At 47.5% G+C, this 22,407-nt stretch carries 22 protein-coding genes; 14 read left to right on the top strand and 8 right to left on the bottom strand.

What is annotated here, in order from left to right; all coding sequences use genetic code 11:
• Both arsB and arsH read left to right on the top strand, forming a co-directional pair.
• Complete coding sequence (gene arsB / locus ACPEPR_RS09355) at positions 1 to 1,050, top strand: ACR3 family arsenite efflux transporter (protein WP_127799995.1); 1,050 nt, start codon at positions 1 to 3, stop codon at positions 1,048 to 1,050.
• On the top strand, positions 1,050 to 1,754 hold the full coding sequence (gene arsH / locus ACPEPR_RS09350) for an arsenical resistance protein ArsH (RefSeq protein WP_168396141.1): 705 nt from the start codon (positions 1,050 to 1,052) through the stop codon (positions 1,752 to 1,754). The genes arsB and arsH overlap by 1 nt, the downstream gene beginning before the upstream one ends.
• Here arsH and ACPEPR_RS09345 read toward each other — a convergent pair.
• On the bottom strand, positions 1,735 to 2,160 hold the full coding sequence (locus ACPEPR_RS09345) for a MerR family DNA-binding protein (RefSeq protein ID WP_045794845.1): 426 nt from the start codon (positions 2,158 to 2,160) through the stop codon (positions 1,735 to 1,737). The two genes, arsH and ACPEPR_RS09345, sit on opposite strands and share 20 nt — an antisense overlap.
• 74 nt (positions 2,161 to 2,234) lie before the next feature.
• Between ACPEPR_RS09345 and ACPEPR_RS09340 the strand changes: the two genes are divergently transcribed.
• The gene (locus ACPEPR_RS09340) at positions 2,235 to 2,861 is read left to right on the top strand and encodes a cation transporter (protein WP_180074300.1); all 627 of its coding nucleotides are present in this window, start codon (positions 2,235 to 2,237) and stop codon (positions 2,859 to 2,861) included.
• 103 nt (positions 2,862 to 2,964) lie between these two features.
• Here the strand turns inward: ACPEPR_RS09340 and ACPEPR_RS09335 are convergent, their stop codons facing one another.
• On the bottom strand, positions 2,965 to 3,744 hold the full coding sequence (locus ACPEPR_RS09335) for a ferredoxin--NADP reductase (RefSeq protein ID WP_005179053.1): 780 nt from the start codon (positions 3,742 to 3,744) through the stop codon (positions 2,965 to 2,967).
• A 105-nt stretch (positions 3,745 to 3,849) separates the two neighbouring features.
• Between ACPEPR_RS09335 and tsaA the strand changes: the two genes are divergently transcribed.
• Positions 3,850 to 4,569, top strand: a complete 720-nt coding sequence (gene tsaA, locus ACPEPR_RS09330; protein WP_423562352.1) for a tRNA (N6-threonylcarbamoyladenosine(37)-N6)-methyltransferase TrmO — start codon at positions 3,850 to 3,852, stop codon at positions 4,567 to 4,569.
• Here tsaA and ACPEPR_RS09325 read toward each other — a convergent pair.
• Positions 4,556 to 5,821 carry an MgtC/SapB family protein gene (locus ACPEPR_RS09325; protein WP_411688212.1) on the bottom strand — a complete coding sequence of 422 codons (1,266 nt, stop codon included), beginning with the start codon at positions 5,819 to 5,821 and terminating at the stop codon, positions 4,556 to 4,558. The genes tsaA and ACPEPR_RS09325 overlap by 14 nt on opposite strands.
• Positions 5,822 to 6,012: 191 nt before the next feature.
• Between ACPEPR_RS09325 and ACPEPR_RS09320 the strand changes: the two genes are divergently transcribed.
• The 4 genes from ACPEPR_RS09320 to ACPEPR_RS09305 all read left to right on the top strand — a co-directional run bounded on the left by ACPEPR_RS09320 (position 6,013) and on the right by ACPEPR_RS09305 (position 10,363).
• Positions 6,013 to 7,770, top strand: a complete 1,758-nt coding sequence (locus ACPEPR_RS09320) for a GspE/PulE family protein (protein ID WP_005179045.1) — start codon at positions 6,013 to 6,015, stop codon at positions 7,768 to 7,770.
• Between the two features lie 111 nt (positions 7,771 to 7,881).
• On the top strand, positions 7,882 to 8,238 hold the full coding sequence (locus ACPEPR_RS09315) for a NirD/YgiW/YdeI family stress tolerance protein (protein WP_423562351.1): 357 nt from the start codon (positions 7,882 to 7,884) through the stop codon (positions 8,236 to 8,238).
• A 118-nt stretch (positions 8,239 to 8,356) separates the two neighbouring features.
• Complete coding sequence (locus tag ACPEPR_RS09310) at positions 8,357 to 9,022, top strand: response regulator transcription factor (RefSeq protein ID WP_016659177.1); 666 nt, start codon at positions 8,357 to 8,359, stop codon at positions 9,020 to 9,022.
• A complete protein-coding gene (locus ACPEPR_RS09305; protein ID WP_016659176.1) occupies positions 9,023 to 10,363 on the top strand; it encodes a sensor histidine kinase in 1,341 nt (446 codons plus the stop codon).
• Positions 10,364 to 10,480: 117 nt separating this feature from the next.
• Here ACPEPR_RS09305 and hemP read toward each other — a convergent pair whose 3' ends face one another.
• Entirely contained in the window at positions 10,481 to 10,651 is a 171-nt protein-coding gene (gene hemP, locus ACPEPR_RS09300) for a hemin uptake protein HemP (RefSeq protein WP_016659175.1), read from the bottom strand.
• Positions 10,652 to 10,789: 138 nt separating this feature from the next.
• Here hemP and ACPEPR_RS09295 point away from each other — a divergent pair, with 138 nt between their 5' ends.
• Positions 10,790 to 11,713, top strand: coding sequence for a thiamine phosphate synthase (locus ACPEPR_RS09295; protein WP_423562350.1), 924 nt, complete (start codon positions 10,790 to 10,792; stop codon positions 11,711 to 11,713).
• Here ACPEPR_RS09295 and ACPEPR_RS09290 read toward each other — a convergent pair.
• Complete coding sequence (locus tag ACPEPR_RS09290) at positions 11,710 to 12,264, bottom strand: hypothetical protein (RefSeq protein ID WP_104470304.1); 555 nt, start codon at positions 12,262 to 12,264, stop codon at positions 11,710 to 11,712. The genes ACPEPR_RS09295 and ACPEPR_RS09290 overlap by 4 nt on opposite strands.
• Before the next feature lie 12 nt (positions 12,265 to 12,276).
• A complete protein-coding gene (gene mrcB / locus ACPEPR_RS09285; RefSeq protein WP_016659172.1) occupies positions 12,277 to 14,679 on the bottom strand; it encodes a penicillin-binding protein 1B in 2,403 nt (800 codons plus the stop codon).
• Positions 14,680 to 14,868: 189 nt separating this feature from the next.
• Here mrcB and ACPEPR_RS09280 point away from each other — a divergent pair, with 189 nt between their 5' ends.
• Positions 14,869 to 15,777 (top strand): NAD(+) kinase, encoded by a 909-nt coding sequence (locus ACPEPR_RS09280; protein ID WP_005179018.1) that lies wholly within the window; start codon positions 14,869 to 14,871, stop codon positions 15,775 to 15,777.
• Positions 15,777 to 16,046: a YeaC family protein gene (locus ACPEPR_RS09275; protein WP_005179016.1), complete on the top strand. Its 270-nt coding sequence runs from the start codon at positions 15,777 to 15,779 to the stop codon at positions 16,044 to 16,046. The genes ACPEPR_RS09280 and ACPEPR_RS09275 overlap by 1 nt, the downstream gene beginning before the upstream one ends.
• Before the next feature lie 69 nt (positions 16,047 to 16,115).
• On the opposite strand, the gene ACPEPR_RS09270 is transcribed toward ACPEPR_RS09275, so the two are convergent.
• Positions 16,116 to 17,117 (bottom strand): glycosyl transferase family protein, encoded by a 1,002-nt coding sequence (locus ACPEPR_RS09270; RefSeq protein ID WP_168400315.1) that lies wholly within the window; start codon positions 17,115 to 17,117, stop codon positions 16,116 to 16,118.
• Between the two features lie 428 nt (positions 17,118 to 17,545).
• Between ACPEPR_RS09270 and ACPEPR_RS09265 the strand changes: the two genes are divergently transcribed.
• Positions 17,546 to 18,895 (top strand): dicarboxylate/amino acid:cation symporter, encoded by a 1,350-nt coding sequence (locus tag ACPEPR_RS09265; protein WP_045794853.1) that lies wholly within the window; start codon positions 17,546 to 17,548, stop codon positions 18,893 to 18,895.
• Between the two features lie 150 nt (positions 18,896 to 19,045).
• A complete protein-coding gene (locus tag ACPEPR_RS09260) occupies positions 19,046 to 20,188 on the top strand; it encodes an acyl-CoA dehydrogenase family protein (RefSeq protein ID WP_005179008.1) in 1,143 nt (380 codons plus the stop codon).
• A gap of 85 nt (positions 20,189 to 20,273) precedes the next feature.
• On the opposite strand, the gene ACPEPR_RS09255 is transcribed toward ACPEPR_RS09260, so the two are convergent.
• Complete coding sequence (locus ACPEPR_RS09255) at positions 20,274 to 20,795, bottom strand: type 1 glutamine amidotransferase domain-containing protein (RefSeq protein WP_005179007.1); 522 nt, start codon at positions 20,793 to 20,795, stop codon at positions 20,274 to 20,276.
• Between the two features lie 486 nt (positions 20,796 to 21,281).
• Here ACPEPR_RS09255 and pheA point away from each other — a divergent pair, with 486 nt between their 5' ends.
• A complete protein-coding gene (gene pheA, locus ACPEPR_RS09250; RefSeq protein WP_005179005.1) occupies positions 21,282 to 22,391 on the top strand; it encodes a prephenate dehydratase in 1,110 nt (369 codons plus the stop codon).
• Positions 22,392 to 22,407 lie beyond the last annotated feature (16 nt).

The following is a 22,407-nucleotide window of genomic DNA, read 5'->3' as shown; positions in this document are numbered from 1 at the left end:
ATGGCCAGCACCCGCAAACTTTCCTTTTTAGACCGCAATCTGACGCTGTGGATTTTTATTGCCATGGCGCTCGGGATTGGCATTGGGCTGTATTTCCCGCAGGTGTCGAGCAGTCTGGACCAGATGAGCATGGGCAATGTCAATTTACCGATTGCCATTGGCCTGATTCTGATGATGTATCCACCGCTGGCCAAAGTGGACTATGCCGCTTTACCGCAAATTTTTCAGGATAAACGCACGCTGCTGTTGTCGCTGGTACAAAACTGGCTGATTGCACCGTGTTTGATGTTCGCACTGGCACTGATTTTCCTGCAGCATTATCCGGAATATATGACTGGCCTGATTCTGATTGGACTGGCGCGCTGTATTGCCATGGTACTGGTCTGGAATGATCTGGCCTGTGGTGATAACCAGTATGTCGCTGCCCTGGTGGCCTTTAACAGTATTTTCCAGATTCTGTTTTTCAGTACCTATGCCTGGTTGTTCTTAAGCGTGTTACCGCCTTATTTTGGTGTGGCCGGTCAGGTGATTGATGTCAGTTTCTGGACCATTACCCATGCGGTGCTGGTCTATCTGGGCATTCCGTTTTTGCTGGGCTTTCTGACCCGGCTGATTCTGGTGAAAAACAAAGGACTGGACTGGTATCAGCAGCGTTTTATTCCCAAAATCAGTCCACTTAGCCTGCTGGCGCTGCTGTTTACCATTGTCGCCATGTTTAGCCTGAAAGGGGCCGATGTGGTTGGGTTACCTATGGATGTACTGCGCATTGCCATTCCATTGACCATCTATTTTGTATTGATGTTCTTTGTCAGCTTCTTGATGAGCAAGTGGATGGGCAATGACTATCCACGTACCACGGCCATTTCTTTTACCGCGGCCGGCAATAATTTTGAACTGGCTTTGGCGGTGGCGATTGCAACCTTTGGTCTGGCCTCGCCGGTGGCATTTACCACCATTATTGGCCCGCTGGTGGAAGTGCCGGTGTTAATTGCCCTAGTGAGTGTCTCGCTGTGGCTGAAACGTAAATTTTATAATGGAACAGGTGGATGATGTCACTTCCCAATCTTGATGTAGACTTAATTGAACAGCCGAGTTTTGAGCAGGTTCAGGCCAGAGCATTGCCGCATCCGCCGCGAATTTTATTGCTGTATGGTTCAAACCGCGAACGTTCCTATAGCCGTTTGGCGGTGATGGAAGCCGGCCGGATTCTGGAGCACTTCGGTGCCGAAGTTAAAATTTTCCATCCCAAAGGTTTACCGTTACCGGAAGATGGCGATGCTTCACATCCTAAAGTTCAGGAATTGCATGAATTGCTGGCCTGGGCAGAAGGCATGGTCTGGTGCAGTCCGGAACGTCATGGTGCCATGAGTTCCATTCTAAAGGCACAGATTGACTGGATTCCTCTGGCTGCCGGTGCTATTCGTGCGACCCAAGGTAAAACTCTGGCGCTGATGCAGGTTAGTGGTGGTTCGCAGTCCTTTAATGCGGTGAATCAGATGCGTATTTTAGGGCGCTGGATGCGGATGATCACCATCCCGAACCAGTCCTCGATTCCGAAAGCCTTTTTGGAGTTTGATGAAGCTGGACGTATGCAATCTTCTTCCTTATATGACCGGATTGTCGATGTCATGGAAGAGCTGTACAAGTTCACTTTATTGACTCGTGGGCAGGCCAGCTATCTGACCAACCGTTATTCCGAGCGCAAGGAATCGGCTGCGGAACTGTCGAAACGGGTTAATCAGAAGTCGATTTAGGCGTTTCATCGGCCTCTAGCTGTTTTAAAATCTGGCAATGGTCGATGGTGGTTCGGGCATTGCAAGACTGCCGTAATTGCTGCAGTTGCAGCTGAAAATGCTGTAACTCGGCAATTTTGCTTTCGATCTGTACTAAATGATGATCGAGCAGTTCATTTACCGCCTGACAGTCCTGATCGGGCTGCTGTTCCAGTGCAATCAGGTTTTCAATTTCCTTTAAGGATAAATCCAGTGCGCGGCAACGTTTAATAAAAATCAGCCGTTTTAAGGTGTCATCATCATAATAACGATAATTATTTTCGGCCCTTAAGGTGGGTTGGATGAGCGCTTTCTTTTCATAAAAACGCACCGTGTCTGCACTCAGACCGGTTTTTTTGACCAAATCCCGAATCAGATAATGTGCCATGACTTGACCTTGGAGTTAGACCATAGTTTCTAATGAGCATAATACAGTCATAGAAAAATGCAACAGGAGGCTTTATGGCCTGTCAATGTCAGCCTGCACCGGTCAAACCCGATGGCCGTTTTCGTACTGCACTCTGGATTGCCCTGATTATTAATTTGCTGATGTTTGTGGTGGAACTGTTTGGCGGGATGTATGCCCATTCGGCAGCACTCTGGGCCGATGCGCTGGATTTCTTTGGTGATGCGGCCAACTATGCCATTTCACTGGCTGTGCTAGGGATGAGCCTGTATTGGCGCGCCACCGTGGCTTTATTAAAAGGCATTACCATGGCCACGTTTGGCTGTCTGGTGCTGACCAAAACGGTCTATAACTATATGCAGGGCATTCCCCCGGAAGCCATTACCATGGGGGTAATTGGTGGACTGGCTTTAGTGGCCAACGTGGTGGCAGCCGTGATTCTGTATCGCTTTCGTGATGGAGATTCCAATATGAAATCGGTCTGGCTGTGTAGCCGTAATGATGCAATTGGCAATGTTGCGGTGATTCTGGCGGCAGTAGGGGTGTTTGGAACGGGTAGTTTATTGCCGGATATTATTGTCGCGGTGATTATGGCAGGGCTGGGTTTAACTGCGGGTTATCAGGTGATTAAAAAAGCCTGGGCGGAGAGACGGGAAAGCCGAGCTGTAGATCAGTGTGCATAAGGACGTTGATATAACATCGAATTAATGGGCGATACAGAACTCGACTCATTGGGACAAATAAAAAACCGGTCAATCTGACCGGTTTTTTTAGTTCTGGAAAAGCTTATTTTTCCACGAATGCACGTTCAATCACGTAATCACCTAAAACGCCCATACGTGGTGATTCTTTTAAGCCGTGTTGATCAAGCAGCGCAGCAACATCATCCAGGAAGGCTGGGCTACCACACAGCATCGCGCGGTCAGTTTCCGGGTTAAAACGTGGTAAACCGATTTTCTCGAACAATTGACCAGATTCAATTGCAGTGGTGACACGACCTTGAGTATGGAAATCTTCACGTGTTACCGTTGGATAATAAACCAGTTTTTCTTTCGCGCCCAGTTCCGAGAAGAATTCGTGGTTTGGAATTTCGTTCAGAATCAGGTCCTGATACGCCAGTTCAGAAATATAACGTGTACCATGAACAACAATGATTTTTTCAAAACGTTCATAGGTTTCCGGATCACGAATCACCGACAGGAACGGTGCAAGACCGGTACCTGAAGACAGCAGGTATAAGTTTTTACCCGGATTTAAGTCATCGAGTACCAGAGTTCCGGTTGGTTTGCGAGAAACCAGCAGTTCATCGCCCACTTTAACTTTTTGCAAAATCGAGGTTAATGGACCATCTGGCACTTTAATCGAGAAGAATTCCAGCTCTTCTTCATAGTTGGCACTTGCAATCGAATATGCACGCATCAAAGGCTTACCATTCACTTCAAGACCGATCATTACAAATTGACCGTTTTTAAAACGCAGTGCAGTGTCACGAGTCGTTTTAAAAGAGAATAAAGTGTCATTCCAGTGGTGGACGTGAGTAATCTTTTCGACGTTAAAAGCAGCCATTAAAGGTCTCAATAAATTATCAAATTAGAACAGGTTGCTATTCTAATCTAAATTCATACTCGATAAACTGAATATATTTAATTGAGCTTATCAAAAAAAGTGATTATGACTGATCTGACCTTGCCCATTATCGGGATTATGAAATCTCCTTATAAAGAAAAGTTTGGCATCCCGCGGCAGCCGAATCTGGTTCAGGTCGAATCCTATATTGACATGCTGGAACCTTATAACGATTTGCTGGCCTTTGAGGGCATTGAAGCATTTAGTCATTTGTGGTTGCTGTGGCAATTTCATGACAATAAAAACCAGCAGCAGACAAAATTCCGTGCTCAGGTGCGGCCGCCGCGTTTGGGTGGTAACCAGAAAATTGGAGTATTTGCGACACGCAGTATGTACCGGCCGTCACCGGTGGGCTTGTCAGTGGTGCAATTAAAACAGGTGAAAAAAGTCGGCAAGGCAGTACGGGTTTATGTGACCGGGAGTGATTTACTCGATGGTACACCGATTTTAGATATCAAGCCTTATATCCAGTATTCTGATGCGGTCATGGAGGCGCAAAGTGGCTATGCGCAGGATGAGCCTGAACGTAAACAGGTGGTGTGGACAGAGCAGGCCGCTGTACAAAAACAGCAATTGTTGCAGCAGCATAAAATTAGCGCGCAGATGCTGAGTGAGCTGGAACAGGTGTTGTTTTTAGACCCGCGTCCGGCTTATCAGGAGGATGAAACCCGGCTCTATAAAATGCACTTTGCCAATATTGATGTCGGATTTCTAGTACAGCCAGATCAGGTGCTGATTCAGATGTTAGCGCTTAAGCCGGCTTAAACATAAAATAAGCCATCGCAATCAGCACCGCCATATGCAGAATTTGGGCCGGTGCAAAATACAAGGCAAAGCGTGGTCCGCCAATTAAAAAGGCATTCACGCATTTGGCCAGTGCATGTGCACCCAGACCCAAAATCAGCGCATAAAACAGGGTTAAATTGCTGGGAGAACCTTGGGTAATTACCGCGGCAGCGGCGGCGTGAATTTCAAATAAAGACGCCAGAAAGGTCCCGGCAATTAAACCGGTGCTGCCCAGAGCTTGATCCAGTCCGTAGACCATGGCTTGAATCAGGGTGAGCGTGACCACAATAATCGCGGCCTCTTTGAGGCTAAACATGCGGCTATCGGCTTCTTTGGCTTTTTGCTGTGAGCCGGTATTTTTTCTGAGCAGCCAGTAACCCACCGCCACCAGAATCACAATTGCCACTGCACTCGGTACCACAAATACCTTAAACCAAGACAGATTAATCCCCACAATAATAATCAGAATCTGCAACAGCGTCGCCACGCAGGACATGAGCGCCGCGCCCGCATTAATCTGGGCATCGCCGCGGCCGGAACGCACTTCCATGCCTAAACTGGCAATGGTGGCGGTACTGGACACAAAGCCGGACGCAATTGAGGATAGCATCAGTGCATTATTGGTGGACAGCAGGCGCTTGGCGATATGCGCCAAAGCCTGTACCGATAAAATCAGAATCAGCAGTTTTAAAATCACATAAGGATTGAGCACATTGCCCCATAAGGGGGTATCTGGCGTCAAAGGCAGGGCAATCAGGACCAGTGCCAGCAGGAACAGACCATCACGCAGCTCTGCTTCGGTAATCCATTTGCTGACAATGCCGTGCATCAGGTGTTTGGTCATGAGCAGACCGGTTAAAATAACCGCCAGACCAGCCGCCAACGGAATATTCCACAAACAGAGCGCGCCAATAAAATAGGTCATAATAAAGGCCAGTTCGGTGGTCGCACCCGGGTCTTCAACCTGATTTTTAAGCGAAAACAGCCCAACTCCGCCAATAATCACGGCCCCGACAATACCAAAAACTGGCCCTAGCAAAAAGCAGATCGCACCGAGCAAGGCACACACGGCAAAGGTGCGCACCCCGGCAAAATGATGGTTGGCTTCATTGTGCTTGCTGCGTTCACGTTCCAGACCAATTAACAGGCCACAGCCGAGTGCGGCTGCAAGCATAGTCATCAGCTCCTGAAAAGAGGTACTCAAGATTGAAGGGGCAGTTAAAAATTCCATCTTTATATCCCGCGGCAGTGGGGCGACGTCTCCATCATATAATTGATTCTGTGAAGATTGCTATGCGGAACTGTATGTTTAATTTGCAGGAGCTGCGCTTGATGCGTATCTGCATCAGATTTTCCAGTGGCAAAGGCAGGCGGGAAAAATAAACTCTGCTATAGTGTGCTGATGTTGGGGGAACAAAAACAATGAATTTTAATTTTGAAATTGATACCACCTGGTGTTTAGAGCAATTATTAAAAGATGGCCGGATCAGCGAACGCGATAAAATGCTGGTGCAGACCACGCATCGCCAGCGCGAGCAGCTGAAATGGCATCCGTTGCAATGGATTGCGCATTTTAACCTGACCGATCAGCAGCATCCCCAAACCACCTTGACATTGAATCGTTTATGTCAGTGGCTGGCAGAAAAGACCGAGCTGCCTTTTTATGTGATTGATCCGTTAAAGGCCGATGTGGCCGCTTTAACCGCGGTGATGTCTCAGGAATTTGCCCTGCGCAATAAAATTCTGGCAGTAGAGATTCAGCCCGATGCGGTGTTCATTGCCACTGATCAGCCGTTTATGACCGACTGGGTCGCCAATTTAGAACACAGTTTATTACCGCGTAAAATCCAGCGCGTGCTGCTGAGTCCAGAGCAGTTACAGCGCTATCTGGTGGAATATTATCAGGTCAGTCGTGCGGTCAGCGGTTCACAAAAAGCTGCGGCACATGACCGTGAAAATAAAGGCGTTGAAGCCTTATTACAGCTGGGCGATACCCAAAACCCCGATGCCAATGACCAGCATATTGTTAAACTGGTGGACTGGGTGTTGCAGTTTGCCTTTGAACAGGGTGCCAGTGATATTCATCTGGAACCACGTAAAGACAAGGGGAAAATCCGTTTCCGGATTGATGGCGTACTGCATACCATTTATAACATGCCGGCCAATACCTTAACTGCGGTCATTTCACGGATTAAAATTCTCGGCCGCATGAATGTGGCAGAAAAACGCAAACCCCAAGATGGCCGTTTAAAAACCCGTACCCCCAAAGGTCAGGAAACTGAATTGCGTCTCTCCACTTTACCGACGGCTTTTGGTGAAAAACTGGTGATGCGTATTTTTGACCCGGAAGTGCTGGTACGCAGCTTCCAGCAGCTCGGTTTTGAAGAACGTTTATTACAGGGCTGGCAAAGTCTGACCGGTCATAGTCATGGCATTATTCTGGTCACCGGGCCGACCGGCTCCGGTAAAACCACCACGCTGTATTCATCACTGAAGCAGCTGGCCACCGATGAAGTCAATGTCTGTACCATTGAAGACCCGATTGAAATGATTGAGCCGAGCTTTAACCAGATGCAGGTCAATCAGGGCATTGAGCTGGGCTTTGCCGATGGCGTGCGCGCGCTGATGCGTCAGGACCCGGATATTATTATGGTCGGGGAGATTCGTGATCAGGATACGGCCAATATGGCCATTCAAGCGGCATTAACCGGTCACCTGGTGTTATCGACCTTGCATACCAATGATGCGCCGTCCAGTCTGACCCGTTTGCATGATTTAGGTGTGCAGCCTTTTTTAACTGCAGCCACCATTCTGGGGGTATTGGCGCAGCGTCTGGTGCGCAAGCTGTGTCCGCATTGCAAACAGGAAGGCATGATTAATACCAATGAATGGGAACATCTGACGTTTGACTATGTCATGGAGATGCCGGAAAAAGTTTATAAGCCGGTGGGCTGTGAAGCCTGCCGTCAGACCGGTTATAAAGGCCGGATCGGGATTTATGAGTTTATGCCGCTGAGTCTGGACACCAAACAGCTGATTGGTGCCAATGCCGATCTGACCCAGTTACGCCAGCAGGCCAAAAAAGAAGGCATCGAGCCACTACGGATTGCCGGGGCGCGTAAAGTCATGGCCGGTATTACCACCTTGGAAGAAGTACTGCGGGTGGTACCGTTAAACTAAAATCCAAAAAAGTGAAAAATTTTTGAATATGAGGAAATCTTAAGATTCAGCTCATCTTGCTTTGTTTTAATGACTACATCGAAACGAACAACACTGAATGAGGAAAGACAGATGAACCTATTTTCAAAAGCACTTTTAACTGCAGGTCTAGTGGGCGTAACTACATTTGCTGTTGCAGATACCGCAGTGAACCAGTCTGCACTGGCGCAAGCAACCACGGTGAAACAGGCGTTAACCATGAAAGATGACAGCAATGTTCAGCTGAAAGGTTATATCGTAAAAGCCATTGGTGATGAAAAATACCAGTTCCGCGACAGCACTGGCACCATTACAGTAGATATTGATGATGACCTGTGGAATGGTAAAGCGATTTCTGCCAAAACTCCAGTGGTGATTACCGGTGAAGTGGACATCGATTATAAACCTTCTAAACGTGTTGAAATTGATGTCGAGCAGGTTCGTTTCTAAGCCGACCTTTTAATCATATTGATTGCAGCTCCACGCAAAACCACATGCTCCATGCATGTGGTTTTTTTGAATCTTGTGAAAAATCAGGCATGATGTAAAAAAGGCTAGAGTAGAACCAATGCGTATTTTACTGGCAGAAGATGACGCCTCTCAGGCAGAAAGTATTAAAACCTGGCTGGAAATGGACGGTTATAACGTCGACTGGGTCGAGCGTGGCAATCATGCCATTTTGGCCATTGAACAGCATCACTATGATTGCGTGCTGCTGGATCGTGGCCTGCCGGGCAATACCGGCGATGAAATCCTGACCGCCTTGCGCCGCAAACAGCTGGATACCCCGGTGATTTTTATTACCGCCAAAGACAGCATTCAGGACCGGGTCGATGGACTGGATTTAGGCGCCAATGATTATCTGGTCAAGCCTTTTAGTCTGGAAGAACTGTCAGCACGGGTACGCAGCCAGTTACGTACCCGGCAGACCCAGCCCGATCATCAGATCCGTTTTGCCAATTTGCTGTTAGATACTCAAGCCAAAACCTTAACCCAAGATGGCCACGCGGTGAATTTAACCGCCAAGGAATTCCAGATTCTGTATAAATTAATGCAAAAGCCCGAGCATATCGTAACCCGGGAACAGCTGGAAGAATCGCTGTATGCCTGGGGTGATGAAATTGAAAGCAATGCCATTGAAGTGTTTATTTATCAACTGCGTAAAAAAATTGGCAGCCATTTAATTAAAACCATTCGCGGCTTGGGCTATCGCATGCAGCAGGAACAGGCGTAAATGAAGCAAACGGGTGCGGTTTCTTTACAGAAAACCCTGGTCAAAACCTCGGTACTGAGTTCCATGATTGCCGGCCTGCTGGCACTGGTGCTGCTGTTTGCCGTGTCAATTTATCAGACCATGCAGCTGCAAGATGAAATCATGGATGAAGCGGCCGATATGCTGTTATTGCAGGATATTAGCAGTGGCGCCGGCGAGCAGGTCGATGAACTCACTGAACAGTTCAAGATGCATTATCAGCTGCGACTGGGCCAGCAGACCTTGACCGAAACAGAAGATTTTCCCTTAGCACCAGCTACGATCACACAGCAGGAAGAGGGATTTTCCTTTGTCTGGGCGAATCAGCGTTTATGGCGCGTTTATGTGGCCAGTGATGATGACTTAAGCGTATTGATGACCCAGAAAATGAATGTCCGTTTTCAGGAAATCTGGGCCACCGGTCTGGGCTATGCCGCGATTTTAATTTTACTGTGGCTGATTCAATGGGGCATTGTGCATTTTGCCATTCATAAACAGTTCCGCTCTTTACAGGCTTTATCTGCGCAAATTGCGCAAAAGCATGTGCAGGATCTGAGTCCGGTACAAAGCACCCAGCCAGAATTGCTGGAATTACAGCCGATGGTGCAGCAGTTAAACCGTTTGCTTAGCCGGCTGGAACATTCTTTAGAAGCCGAGCAGCGTTTTACTTCTGACGCCTCACATGAACTGCGTTCGCCGCTTTCTGCCATTCAAATGCGCTTGCAGGTGTTAAAACGCAAATATCAGGATCAGCCGCAATTAGCGGAAGATCTGGCCCAGATTCAACGCGATGTCAACCGCGGCACTCAGGTACTGGAGAATCTGCTATTACTGGCGCGTTTAGACCCGGCACATCTACAAGACTTGCCTATAACCGAGGTTGATTTACAAAAGCTGGTGCTGGATGTGCTCGAGGCCTTGGCACCGTTTAGTCTGGAAAAACAGATTAAACCGCGCTTGCAGCTACAACCGGCGATCATTCAGGCCAATCCGGAATTGCTATATACCTGTATCCGTAACCTGATCGACAATGCCATCCGCTATGCCACGCAACAGGGTGAGGTGGTGGTCAGTATCAATGGTGATGCTGAACAGGTGCAGCTGTGTATTGAAAATAATGGTCAACAGATCAGTGATGAGGTGTTACAACGTCTGGGTGAGCGTTTTTATCGGGCGCTGGGCACACAAACCCAAGGCAGTGGTCTTGGTATTTCGATCTGTAAAAAGATTATCAGCCTGCATCAGGGCCAATTGCAGTTTAGCCGTTCAGCTTTAGGCGGTTTACTGGTGGAACTGAGTTTGCCCGGTGTGAAGCAAAAATAACAAAATCGAAAATAACAACATTGAGTTCAATCTTGAGATACGCATGGGCAGTTAAAAAGCAGTATGCGCTGATTCATACTGCTGCTTCCCACGATTATTATTATTCAGATGTTGTTCTTATTTGGTGAGAATAAGGCGATTATTACGGGTAAGGCGTAGGCGGTATTCTTCTCCGGCATGCATGATGCGAATTTCACGACCGAGAGCAAACAGGTTATTAGAATGTAACATTGGTAAGGCATGCTGTTGATCTGCATTACGGCTAAACAGGCTAAATGGTGCGTTCATTCCTTCGACTCCGTGGTGTATGTTGAACGATATAAATGATAATCATTATCAAATATATCTGTCAACGCTTGATTTGGGGAATTTATAAAAAGTATAAATTTGCTTACACTTGCTCATATTTCAAAAACAGGACGTTTCATGTCAAAGCCACATCTACATATCGCGATTGGGATTTTATTGCATCAGACCCAGGTCCTGGTCGGCTGGCGCGAAGCCAAACAGCATCAGGGCAATAAGCACGAATTTCCCGGCGGCAAGGTAGAGCAGCATGAAACGCCAGTGCAGGCCTGTCGCCGTGAAGTGTGCGAAGAAGTAGGCATTGACCTGATCCAGTGGCATGAGTTTGATTTTATCCGGCATGAATATGAAGATGTGATTGTCAATTTGCATGTGTTCCATGCCTTTGTGCCGGCGGCGTTGCTCTCAGACATCCAGCAACCGTGGACCTGGTATAAACGGCAGGATTTGGCTCGTTTGAATTTCCCGCAAGCCAACCAGCGTATGCTGCAACGCCTCTACTGGCCTGAATGTATCAAAATTAGTGAAGACTTAAACTGTCTGGATACCCCGGATACCCAGCAACTGCTGTACTGGCGTGTCGCACCGGCACCGGAACGCAGTATTGAACTGGCTGAGCAGAATATTGGCTGTTTAAAATCATTAATTGTTAATCTGGAACTGTGGAAGCAGCTGAATAGCGTGCAGCAGGTCTCGGTCGCTGCCATCCATTTAAAGCAGCAACAATGTCTGCAATTGCACAAGGGCAGCCTGCAGGCCGGTCAGCGTTATATTGCTGCCTGTCATGATCTGGAATCATTACAACATGCGCAGAATATTGGCTGTGATGCTGCAATTTTAAGTCCGGTGCTGCCAACAGCCAGCCATCCGGATACTCCGGCATTAGGCTGGGCACAATTTCAGAACTGGGCCAAACAGGTCGATATTCCGGTGTTTGCCTTAGGCGGGATGCATCGGCAGGACTTGGCGCAGGCCCAGCAACACCATGCCTATGGTATTGCCGGGATCCGCTTTATGGATGCGTTGGATAGCGCTTCAGCCTAAAGTTGTTTCAGCGCTTGCTGTGCCTGTTGCACGGTACGGCTATTGTTTTGTAGCTGGCCGGCTTTTTGAATAATCAGCCATAATTGGCGTTTCATCGCCGGTGTTTGTGCATAGCTCAGACCACGGCGGGCCAGGGCTTCTGCATTTTTCGGCTGTTTTTTCTGGTTCGCCACCAGCCCTAAATACATATAGGTTTCAGCCGATTGCGGTGCCAGACGCTGTGCCTGTAAGGCGGCAGCTTCGGCACGCGCCCATTGTCCCTGACGATAAGCCGTCTGGGTCTGCTGCATCAGTTTCTTAAACGCTGGTAAAGAGCGGCCATCTTCAAAACGCTGCTGTACTTTTTGTTCAGGAACCACGACCTGTAATTTCTTGCGCTGAATTTCTTCCTGTTCATAAGGATGAATCACCACGCCGGTGGGTGTGCGAATGGTTTTTCGTTCAGTCGTTTTTTCTTGGTCCGGTTGCGGTGCCGGCTTGGATTCCGGCAGGCTTTGACAGCCCACCAGTCCAGCCAGTCCCATCCCCAAGATCAGATATTTCAAGGTCATTTAAGGGTCCACTTATTGCGTATAACTGCCGCTTGAAATGATGCGTGCATCATTTTCGGAAAGTTGTCTTTCCATCTCGGCTTCACTTTCCTGGATATAATTCTCGATACTGTCACTGCTTTCAGGTACAGCTTGGTAATATTCGGTATCCGGATTGTAAACCGGCTCAACCTGATAATGCGGTAAACCACAGGCGGTGGCCTGACGCGGCACATGATTACGATAAATCGGAATATACATCGCACCGGCACAGCCTTGAGCCGACAAGTGACCAGAGTCACGGTCAATCCAGTGCCACTGCACGCTGTCCGGCTGGCGCAGATTTACCGGCTTCTGGCGCAGTTGACGCATCACGTTACTCCACACCGGCAGGGCACCCGATGAACCTGTCAAACCGGTGACTTTGTTATCATCCAGCCCTAACCAGACCACACTTAAATAGTTGCCCGAATAACCGGCAAACCAGGAGTCGCGGGTATCGTTGGTGGTGCCCGATTTACCGGCCAGTTTTAAATCGCTGGACAGGCTGTTATAGGCTGCACGTCCGGTTCCTGCACTCATTACCTGTTGCAGGCCATAATTCAGCATATAGGCCGCAGACGGTTCAATGGTCTGCTGTACCGACAGGCCATAACGTTCGAGCAGACGACCATTAGAATCGACCACCGCGCGAATGGCTTTGGTTGGATACTGGAAACCACCGGTGGCAAAGTTGCCATAAATATTCATCACCTGCATAGGCGATAAATCGACTGCACCCAGATAAATGGACGGATACTGTGGAATATTTTCGCTGCTGACGCCAAATTTAATCAGATGGTTACGGAAGGTCGATAGACCAAATTCCTGACCCAAACGTACCGCCGACAGGTTATAGGAATTGGCCAGCGCTTGCGCCATCGGGACTACGCCATGTTCGCTGCCGCTGTAATTACGCGGTGTCCATGACTTGCCGGCAGATGGAATACTGATTTCGGTATCCTGTACCGGACTGGCCCAGTTATAGCGACCCGATTCCAGCGCGCTTAAATAGATGACTGGCTTCAATAGCGAGCCGACCTGACGTTTGGCATCCAGCGCACGGTTAAAGCCGGTAAAGTCTTGGGTAGAGCCGACTGCAGCCACCAGTTCACCATTTTCAGGATGGGACACCAGCACCGCACCTTGCAAATCTTTTAAACGGCGCGGATTGGCATTGGCCAGACGGTTTACTGATTCTTTAAATGCACTTTGTACCTTGGTCTGTGCAATTGGGTCTAAAGTGGTAAAAATCCGTAGTCCCTGATTGGTCAGATCACCTTCTTGATATTCAGCACGTAACTGACGGCGCACAATGTCCAGAAAATCTGGGAAGCGGGCAGGGCCCATGGTCGGTTTGGCAATCACATTTAACGGACGCGCGGTTTCGGTTTCATACTGTTCCTGAGTTAGATAACCCATCACCAGCATATTGTTCAATACAATATTGCGGCGTTTTTCGGCCGCTTCCGGATTACGCCACGGATTATATAAAGACGGTCCCTGCACCAGACCAACCAGGAAAGCCTGCTGGGAAATATTCAGTTCGCGTAGCGGCAGACCAAAATAGAACTGTGAGGCCAGGCCATAACCATTAATAGAATAGTTGCCGTTTTGACCTAGGTTCACTTCATTTAAATAGGCTTCCAGAATTTCATCTTTGTCATAATGCAGCTCAATCAGCATCGCCATCAGTGCTTCATTGGCTTTACGCTTTAATGTACGTTCCGGGGTCAGATAAAAGTTTTTCACCAGTTGCTGGGTCAGGGTCGAACCGCCCTGACGTTTCCCGCCGGTAATATTGCTGACAATGGCACGCGCAGTCCCGCGAATCGACACGCCATGATGCAGATAGAAATTACGGTCTTCGGTGGCAATTAAGGCTTCAATTAACGGTTTTGGCACCCGGTTCAGTTTAATCAGCACCCGGTCTTCATTGTGCTGCGGATAAATCCCGCCAATCAGCATGGGCTCTAAACGGGCAATACCGGTGGTCGATGGTTTGGTCGCACTGACTTCAGCAATCTGGTTATTGGCAAAGCTGACTTTGAGCACCTGTTCTGGTTCTACGCTTTCACCAAAATCGAAGCCACGGGTATGTACAAACAAGGTATCACCCGCATCGACATAGCTGCCGGTTTTGTTATAGCTTTCTGCGCTTTTATAGCCTAAAAGTTTTAATTCCTGCACGAAATCGGCTTTATTGAGCGGTGCATTGGTATAGATTTCCAGCGGACGAGCAAAGACCTTGGCTGGAATGTCCCAGCGCTGTCCTTCAAATTTATCTCTAACAATATTATCTAATCGAATCAGGTAGATACTTAATGCCAGAAATGCCCCAATCACCAGTATACAAAATAGAAGTGCAATAATACCTATGCCACGTTCAGACTTCATAAATCGCAATAAAACCCTAAGAAATTAGGCTAATCATGCGAAGCTTTTACATAATTTGCAATATTTAATCTGTGAATGAAGCGGCCAATCGAGGAGAAAAAACGGTTGGATTCAGATTTCTAAAGTTTTTTTAAAACATTCGGGTTAGTGCTATTATAGTCAACGGATCGTAGCGGAGCGATGTCGTAGGTGCAAATTTCACACAAGAACTTTCGTAATATCGGATTGATTGGACGTCCTGGCAAAACTTCGGTCGTAGAAACGCTCAGTTTAATTCATGATCATCTGCTGAATTTAGGCCTGCATCCGGTATTTGATGCAGAAACAGCAGAACTGGTCCCTTATCCGAACACCCAAACCGTCAGCCGCGCCTTGCTGGGCGAAGTGGTTGATCTGGTGATTGTGGTCGGCGGTGATGGCTCGTTGCTGCATGCAGCGCGCGCGCTGGTCAAATACAATACGCCGGTCATCGGGGTAAACCGTGGTCGTTTAGGCTTCCTGACCGATATTAAACCCACGGAAGTCATCTTCAAGCTGGATCAGGTGTTAAAAGGCGAGTTTCAGCTGGACCGCCGTTTCCTGCTGGAAATGGAAGTGCGCTCCAAAGGTGAAGTCATTTATGAAGCGGTGGCTTTAAATGATGTGGTGCTGCATTCCGGTAAATCGGTACACATGATTGATTTTGACCTGAATATTGATGGTCAGTATGTTTATCGTCAGCACAGTGACGGTTTAATTGTATCCACGCCTACTGGTTCTACTGCCTATGCCTTGTCTGGTGGTGGCCCGATTGTGCATCCGAGTATGGATGCGATTGTGCTGGTGCCGATGCATCCGCATACCTTGTCTTCACGCCCGATTGTGGTGGGTGGACAAAGCGAAATTAAAATCCAGATTCGTGAAAACCGTGTCTTGCCAATGGTCAGTGCCGATGGTCAGCACAGTGTTTCACTCAGTGTCGGGGACAGTTTGCATATCCGCAAGCATCCCTATAAGTTAAACCTACTTCATCCACCGGGTTATGATTTCTATATGGCATGTCGTACCAAGCTCGGCTGGAACCAAGATTTTGATTCTTTGCAACAGCAGGATTTATGATGAATATTGAACAGATGCTGGCCGTACTCAATCCTGAAATTGTTGGTCGACTAAAAACCGCGGTAGAGATTGGTAAATGGCCGAATGGCGTGGCGTTGACCAAAGAGCAGCGCGAAATTTGTATGCAGGCTGTATATGCCTGGGAAATCCAGCATTTACCGGAAACCGAACGCAGTGGTTATATTGACCGCGGCACCAAGGAAGAAGGTGAACAATGTGATGATGATCATCACAAAAATGAAGATTTCCAGCCGATCAAGTTTATTTAAACTTTAAGAGCAGATTCATACAAAAAAGGTAAGCCGCGGCTTACCTTTTTTATTGGCTATTTTCGTGGCTTAAGCATTTAAACGCGCAGCCCAGAACTGCTGTGCTTTGTCCATGGCTGCTGCAAAACTGTCACAGACGCCCATGGTATACAGCGCAATGCCCATGGTTTCCACCACCGCCACTTCACCATATTCATGCGATTGCTGGCCTTCCCAGACGGCTTTAAATACCGCCAGGTCCAGTTCTTCTTCAATCGGGCTGCGGTTGTCGGTCAGCTTTGGCAATTCATGTTCATACAGCTCGCCGTTACGAATGCCACAAATTAAGGTTTTGGCATCCGGATTCCGTTCAAACTCGCCGCCTTCACCTTTAATCACCGCACTGTTCAGATAGCCCAGTTTAAACGCCGACTGTTGATGGGAACTGCGATAGGCCGGATGGAAAATGGCCTGTACCGTGGCTTTGGCATTAAAGGGGTTAATCAGCCGGGCAAGAGTATGAATAGGTGAACGCAGGCCCATTACATTCCGTAGTGCAATCAAATCGGCCAGCACCGGAGAAATCACGTCTAAAGGCAGATAGGCAAAATGACGCTGCTGTAATTGCTGTTCGACTTCCGTATCTGACTGGCAGATTGGATAGCCTAAGTATTCCAGCACCTGTTCGGTATAGACCCGGTTAATGGTATGCCCAGCAGCGCCGTGCATGACAATATTAAAACCCTGTTTGGCCAGAGTCAGCGCGGCCAGTAAAAACCACGGATAATGTTTGCGTTTCCCGGCATAGGAGGACCAGTCCAGATCTACATCTAAAGCTTTAAACTGCAACTGGTCACGGGTGGCCTGAACAAAGCCGGCCAGTTCATCGACCGATTCTTCCTTGACCCGCAGCAGCATCAAAAAAGCACCGAGCTGAACATCGAGTACTTCCTGTTTCAGGATCATGGAAAAGGCCTGATAGGCTTCTTCATAGGTGAGGGAGCGTGCACCATTTTTGCCTTTTCCCACAATACGTACGTACTGGGCAAAAGGATGTTCAATGTCTTTATAAATGTTTCTTTTCGTGCTCATGTAACTGCCTGAATCTCAAATAAATGGCGCCGGTCGCTTCCCACAATATACACATGTTTGCGGCTTTTTAAAAACCGTATGCTTTGCTCGGATTTAGACTAATGTCTAGGCTGCTTCTGTTTTAAAGTTCGCCAGTTCTCGCTGTTTTTAGCAGCACTATATTTGAATTTTAGGTAAAATTCGCAGCGTTTTATATTGTTTTTTATTTTTACTCATCTCCTGTTCTAAAAAGCCGCTTTTGCGTTTGAGCCTGTTTATTCTGGCAGCTCAAAGTAAGCCCGACTTTTGCCGATGAAAATAAAGCGTTGAATGTTTTGAGCCATGGCTCAAGGCAGCGTATGCCTGTTGTTTTAAAAACAGGCAGAACAGGTCGTGGGTAAAAAATCAAGGGTATTTGTCCTCTGGACAAGAACAAAAGTAGATCTGTTATGGCCAAACAACCTATTTATAAATCCCTGTATTTTCAGGTGATTATTGCAATTATTGCAGGTATTCTCGTCGGTCATTATTCTCCTAGTGGCACACAAATTATTAATGGCGTGGAACAGTATGTTCCGGGTCTGGGTGAGCAGCTGAAACCCTTAGGTGATGGCTTCATCCGTTTAATCAAAATGATTATTGCGCCGGTGATTTTCTGTACCGTGGTGAGTGGTATTGCCGGTATGGAAAGCATGAAATCGGTGGGTAAAACCGGTGGCGTGGCATTACTGTATTTTGAAATTGTCTCTACCATCGCCCTGATTATTGGTCTGGTGGTGATTAACGTCTGGAAACCAGGCGTTGGCATGAACGTTGATCCAGCTTCATTGGATACCACCGGTATTTCCAAATATGTAGAAACTGGTGAAGCGCAATCTACAGTCGAGTTCCTGTTAAATATCATTCCAAATACCGTGGTCGGTGCCTTTGCCCAGGGTGAAATCCTGCAGGTGCTGATGTTTGCCATCCTGTTTGGTTTTGCCTTACACCGTTTAGGGCCAGCAGGTAAGCCGGTCTTGAAACTGATTGATCAGATTTCGCATGTGTTCTTTAATATTGTGAACATGATCATGAAAGTTGCGCCAATTGGTGCTTTCGGTGCGATGGCCTTTACTATTGGTAAATACGGGATTGGCAGTCTGGCGCAACTGGCGCAGTTAATTATCTGCTTCTACCTGACCTGTGTGCTGTTTATTTTTATCATACTCGGCAGTATTGCGCGCATGACCGGTTTCAGTATCGTAAAAATGATCCGCATGATTCGCGAAGAATTACTGATTGTATTGGGGACCTCATCTTCAGAATCGGTATTACCGCGCATGTTGAAGAAACTGGAAATTGCCGGCTGTGAAAAATCGGTGGTGGGTCTGGTCATTCCAACGGGTTATTCATTTAACCTGGATGGTACCTCGATTTATTTAACCATGGCCGCAATCTTTATTGCCCAGGCCACCAATACACCTTTAGAACTGCATCATCAGATTACTTTATTGCTGGTGCTGTTGATTTCCTCTAAAGGTGCAGCAGGGGTGACTGGTTCAGGCTTTATTGTGATGGCGGCAACACTGGCGGCTGTGGGGCATATTCCGGTGGCCGGTCTGGCGCTAATTCTGGGTATTGACCGCTTTATGTCTGAAGCGCGTGCCTTGACCAATCTGGTGGGTAATTCATTGGCGACCATTGTTGTAGCGAAATGGGTCGGTCAGTTAGATCAGGAAAAGCTGCAATATGCATTAAATAATCCGGAAGAAATTGACCGCAAGATGGCAGAACAAAGCCAGCAATCTGCTTCGGCTTAACAGCAGGGCGGTGACTAAAGGAAGCTTCGGCTTCCTTTTTTTATTACTTGGCAGTCAATAAAAAAGCCGGGCGAGACCATGACAGTACGCTTAAAAATGCATAGCATGGGGCTGAATGTAAAACAAGAATGTACCCTACAAGGATCGACTATGCTGGCTTATGATGCAGATTTAGAATTATTCCGTGACAACTTCCGCCGCTTTATGAGCGAACAGATTGCCCCGCATTATGAACAGTGGGAACGGGAAGGAATTATGCCGCGCTCGGTCTGGAACCAGCTGGGTGAAAACGGCTTTTTATGTGTAGATGTACCGGAACAGTATGGCGGCTATGGCGTACCGACCCATTATTCGCTGATGCTGGTGGAAGAATCGGCACGTGCTGGTTATAGCGCACTGTCTACCGGTATTTCCTGTCATTCAGAAATTGCTGCGCCGTATATTTTAAATATTGGTTCAGAAGAACAGAAACAGTACTGGCTGCCAAAAATGGTTAGCGGTGAAGTGGTCGGTGCGATTGGTATGACCGAGCCGGGTGCTGGTTCTGACTTGCAAGCCATGCGCAGTCATGCCATTTTGCAGGATGATCATTATATTTTAAATGGTTCTAAAACCTTTATTTCTAATGGCCAACATGCCGATCTGGTGGTGCTGGCGGTAAAAACCGATCCGCAGGCACGCGCCAAAGGCGTGTCTTTATTATTAGTCGATACCCATCTGGATGGTTTTAAGAAAGGCACCAACCTCGACAAGATTGGCCTGCACGCTCAGGACACCTCGGAATTGTTCTTTGATAATGTAAAGGTACCTAAAGAACAGTTACTGGGCCAGCCGGGACAGGGCTTTGCCTATTTAATGCAGGAATTGCCACGTGAACGGACTGCGATTGCCGCCACCGCCTTGGGCGCTATCCGCGGTTCGATTGACATCACCACGCAATACGTCCAGGAACGTCAGGCCTTTGGTCAGAAAATTGGCCAGTTCCAGAACAGCCGTTTTGTTTTGGCGCAGACCAAAATTGATGAGCTGGCCACGGCTGCGTTTTATAACCAGAATGTCGAGCTGTATATGCAGGGCAAACTGGATGTCGAAACCGCAGCAGCACTGAAAAGCTTCTCGACCGATATGCAGATGAAAGTGGCCGATCAGCTGCTGCAGCTGTTTGGTGGTTATGGTTATATGACTGAATATCCAATTTCTCGTTTCTTTGTCGATGCCCGTATCCAGCGGATTTATGGCGGCACCAATGAAATTATGAAAGAGATTGTGGCGCGCGGTTTATTGGGCCGTTAAGTCCTGTACATCAGACCAAATGAAAACACCCGCCCAGCATCGACTGGGCGGGTGTTTTTTGGTGGGTGTGTTTCTGAGACTGATTTTAATGCAGGCTGAGCACATGCAGACTTTCCCGAATAAAGATCGGCAAGTCTGCTGGTGAGCGTGAGGAAATATACAGGTTATTGTCATTCACTACCGCCTCATCAAAATACACGGCGCCGGCATCCATCAGTTCCAGCATCACCGGGGCAATGCTGGTCATGCGCCGGCCTTTGACCACACTGGCATGGATCAGCAGTTGCGGACCATGACAGGTGCTCATAATCGGTTTCTGGGCATTGGCAAAATTTCGGACAAAATCGACAAAACGCAGATCATCACGCAGTTGTGCCGGAGATTGGCCGCCGGGAATCAGCAGCGCATCAAAATCATGAATGGTCACATCATCTATACTTTGGTCGATGGTCACCGAGCTGCGCCGTTGATAACCATAGACAATATTGCCGGCCTTGTTTTCAACATTTACCACGCTATGCCGCGCTGCACGGAAGGCGTGGATCAATTCTGGATAGTCTGCATCTTCATAATCATGGGTAATCAGCACCGCGATTCTTTTTGACATTATTATTCTCCGAATTGCTTTAAATAAAAGAGTAAAGGGGAAAAAGCAAAATTTCATTGCTGCTTTGTAACCAGTTTTCTTATTTCTTTTTCAAGTTAAAATTTCTGGAATTTTATTCAATATTTATGGGCGTTATTTTCTATGTAAGTAATTATGACGCCTGTTCAGTTTACGCAATAAACTTGCAAAATCCTATCACTATTCATCGAATTCAGATGCAAAAGCTATCGGCTGATTGGAAAAAGGCCCTGTTTCATCTGCTTAAATTCGCTACACTCTGGATGGAAAAACAGGCAAAGCGTCGTGACTTGTTCAGAATTATTCATGAGCCATAGCTGCTCAATTGATAAACAATCTCATAAGTTGCAGAGAGTTTAACCAACTGTTTGTTTTTAAGACTGAATCAATCAAAGTTGTATTGCGCAACATTTGAAAGCTAACTATTGTTATACTGTTTGCATACCGTTTATGAAGGGCGACATAACAATGATCAACGACGATCAAAACACAACGACTTCTCTTGACCTGAACAATATTCGTGAGGAAATTGACTCTGTAGACATGCAGATTCAACAACTGATTAACCGTCGCGCACGATTGGCAGAAGCGGTGGCCAAAGCCAAATTTGCCGCTGAAGAGAATCCGCTGTTTTACCGTCCGGAACGTGAAGCACAAGTTTTACGTAATGTTATGGATCGCAATGAAGGCCCATTGTCGGATCAGACCATGGCGCGTTTATTCCGTGAAATCATGTCGGCCTGTCTGGCACTGGAAGCACCGCAAAGTATTGCCTTCCTGGGGCCTGTTGGGACTTATACCCATTCTGCGGTACTCAAGCATTTCGGTCATGATGCCCTGGTGCGCCCTTTACAAACCATTGATGAAGTCTTCCGTGAAGTGGAAGCGGGCAGTGCGCATTATGGTCTGGTGCCGGTAGAAAACTCCTCTGAAGGGGTGGTGAACCATACCTTAGACTGCTTTAAAACTTCAAATCTGAATGTGATTGGCGAAGTTGAATTGCCGATTCATCATCAGTTCCTGATTTCTGCAAATACCCGTAAAGACAGCATTAAACAGATTTATGCTCACCAGCAAACGCTGGCACAGTGCCGTAAATGGCTAGATGCGCATTATCCTGGGGTGGAGCGTGTGGCTTTAAGTTCCAATGGTGAAGCGGCGCGCCGTATTCGTAATGAATGGCATTCTGCGGCCATTGCTTCTGAAATTGCGGCAACCATTTATGATCTTGAAATCATGCACAGCAATATCGAAGACAACCCGGAAAACACCACGCGCTTCTTGGTGATTGGCCGTGAGAAAGTGCCACAAAGCGGCAATGACAAAACTTCATTGCTGGTGTCTGCACATGACCGTGCCGGTGCCTTGCTGGAAATTCTGGCGCCATTTGCCAAACACAACATTAGTCTAACCAGTATTGAAACCCGTCCGGCTTTACCTGAAAAATGGGCCTATGTGTTCTTTATTGATCTGGAAGGTCATATTGAGCAAGACAATGTTAAAGCTGCGATTGAAGAAATCCGTCCATTGGTGAAAGAAGTCCGTGTACTCGGCTCTTATCCGGCGGCAGTTTTATAAAATTCTCTGGTGGCCG

Origin of the sequence: Acinetobacter sp. AND/436 (assembly GCF_049546925.1) — a bacterium.
In the GTDB taxonomy this organism is placed as follows: Bacteria; Pseudomonadota; Gammaproteobacteria; order Pseudomonadales; family Moraxellaceae; genus Acinetobacter; species Acinetobacter indicus.
The sequence above is the reverse complement of the archived record's forward strand: the minus strand, read 5'-3'. Positions and strand labels throughout refer to the sequence as shown.